3 protein-coding genes are annotated in these 1,966 nt (G+C 73.6%); 2 read left to right on the top strand and 1 reads right to left on the bottom strand.

What is annotated here, in order from left to right:
• Window positions 1-293: zinc-binding dehydrogenase (locus tag AB8Z36_RS39345; RefSeq protein WP_369218158.1), on the top strand; the 293-nt coding region annotated here is incomplete at its 5' end.
• 67 nt (window positions 294-360) lie between these two features.
• Window positions 361-1,149 (top strand): phytanoyl-CoA dioxygenase family protein, encoded by a 789-nt coding sequence (locus tag AB8Z36_RS39340; RefSeq protein WP_369218157.1) that lies wholly within the window; start codon window positions 361-363, stop codon window positions 1,147-1,149.
• 34 nt (window positions 1,150-1,183) lie between these two features.
• Here AB8Z36_RS39340 and AB8Z36_RS39335 read toward each other — a convergent pair whose 3' ends face one another.
• Window positions 1,184-1,702, bottom strand: a complete 519-nt coding sequence (locus tag AB8Z36_RS39335) for a hypothetical protein (protein WP_369218156.1) — start codon at window positions 1,700-1,702, stop codon at window positions 1,184-1,186.
• Window positions 1,703-1,966: the final 264 nt, after the last annotated feature.

Below are 1,966 nucleotides of genomic sequence, written 5' to 3'. Positions count from 1 at the left end.
CCCTCACACCACGCGGCACTCTCGTCATCGTCGGCGGCGAAGGGGGCAGCGGCTTCCTCGGCGGCATGAGCCGTGGCCTCCGCGCGGTCCTGCTCTCCCCCTTCATCGCCCAGAACCTCCGCAACCTCGTCTCCCTCCCCCGCCGCGAGGACCTCCTGACCCTGCGGAACCTCGCGGAGAGGAACGAGATCACTCCGGTCATAGACCGCGCCTACCCCCTGGCGGAGGCGCCCGCGGCCCTCCGCCACCTGAGGCAGGGCCACCCTCGCGGCAAGCTGGTCATCACCGTCTGACGTACCCGACAGAGTCGGTGCGGGAAGTGTCGGGTGATCCGGGCCGGTCCCGCCGCACGATGGGGGCATGGACGACGCGACCTTGGTATCCCGATTTCTCACCGACGGCTTCGTGAAGCTGGAGGGGGCCGTCGCGCCGCGCGTGGCCGCGGACTGCGCGCGGCTGCTGTGGCGGGAGACGGGCTGTGACCCGGACGACCCGTCGACGTGGACGCGGCCCGTGCACTGGGTGGGCGGCATGGCACAGGGGCCGTTCGCCGCCGCACCCAACTCCCCCTTCCTGCACCACGCGTACGACCTGCTCGTCGGCGCGGGCCGCTGGGAGCCGCGCTATTCACTGGGTACGTTCCCGCTGCGCTTCCCGCACGAGCAGGAACCGGACGACTCCGGCTGGCACATCGAGGGCAGCTACCTGCCGGACGGCGAGAGCTGGTACTTCACCAATCTCCGCTCCCGGGGCCGGGCCCTTCTGATGCTGTTCCTGTTTAGCGAGGTCGGCGAGGCGGACGCCCCGACCCGCATCCGGGTCGGCTCCCACCTCGACGTGCCCAAGGTGCTGGAGAAGTACGGGGAGGACGGCGCGAGTGGGCTGACCCTCGCCCCCGATCTGGTGGCCGCCTCCGACCACCGGCCACTCGCCCTCGCCACCGGGGCACCAGGTGATGTGTACCTGTGCCACCCGTTCCTGGTGCACGCGGCCCAACCCCACCACGGGGTGCGGCCGCGCTTCATGGCCCAGCCCCCGCTGATGCCCGCGGCACCGTACGAACTCCAGCGGCCCGACGGCGCGTACTCCCCCGTCGAGATCGCGATCCGCCAGGGGCTTGGACAGGAGGCCGCGCAGGGTCGCGGGTGACGCGGAGGCCGGTGATGCGGTCGGCCTGCACGGCTCATCCGGGTCCGTGACGGTGTCGCGCGAGCTTGGTCCAGCCGGTCCAGCCCCGCTTCCTCAGCAGCTCCACCAGCCGACGGCTCGGCGGCAGCGACTCGAACACATGCGTGTCCAGCAGCTCCGCGAAGGATGACTCAAGGCCGGTGTCGTCGACGTAGAACTCGCCTTCTTCGTCGGCTATCCGCGTGATGTAGTCGGCCAGCTCATCGGCGAGTTCGGCCAGCTGCGGATGCGCGTCGGCGCTGTCGGCGCTGTCGAGAGCTCTGCTCATGGTGAGGTAAAAGTCGACGAGCTGCGGGTCGGCGAGCTGCCGCCGTTTGCGGGCCATCCACTCCGGAACGCGCTCGGGTGAGCGGGCGGCCCGCGGAATCCATCCGTCGCGCTCGACTCGGACCACCCGTTCGTCGACGCCGAGCGCCCGCAGCACCTGCTCGTCACCGAAGCCGGTGGCGTCCGCCGCGTCGACCACCACGACCTCGCCGTCCACCACCGCGCGCAGCTCGTCGGGGAGCGTCACCTGCTCGGGGTCGAGATCGGCCAGGGCGCCGTACAGGGCGCCCCCCCCCCCCCCCCCCCCCCCCCCCCCCCCCCCCCCCCCCCCCCCCCCCCCCCCCCCCCCCCCCCCCCCCCCCCCCCCCCCCCCCCCCCCCCCCCCCCCCCCCCCCCCCCCCCCCCCCCCCCCCCCCCCCCCCCCCCCCCCCCCCCGTCCACCACCGCGCGCAGCTCGTCGAGCACCGTCACCTGCCCGGGGTCGAGATCGGCCAGGGCGCCGTACAGGGCG

Origin of the sequence: Streptomyces flavofungini, from assembly GCF_041028215.1 — a bacterium.
Classification (GTDB): domain Bacteria; phylum Actinomycetota; class Actinomycetes; order Streptomycetales; family Streptomycetaceae; genus Streptomyces; species Streptomyces flavofungini_B.
The sequence above is the reverse complement of the archived record's forward strand: the minus strand, read 5'-3'. Positions and strand labels throughout refer to the sequence as shown.

What these genes read in the sequence shown, in the direction of transcription:
- AB8Z36_RS39340 (WP_369218157.1), top strand. Translation starts at nt 361, where the DNA reads ATGGACGACGCGACCTTGGTATCCCGATTTCTCACCGACGGCTTCGTG.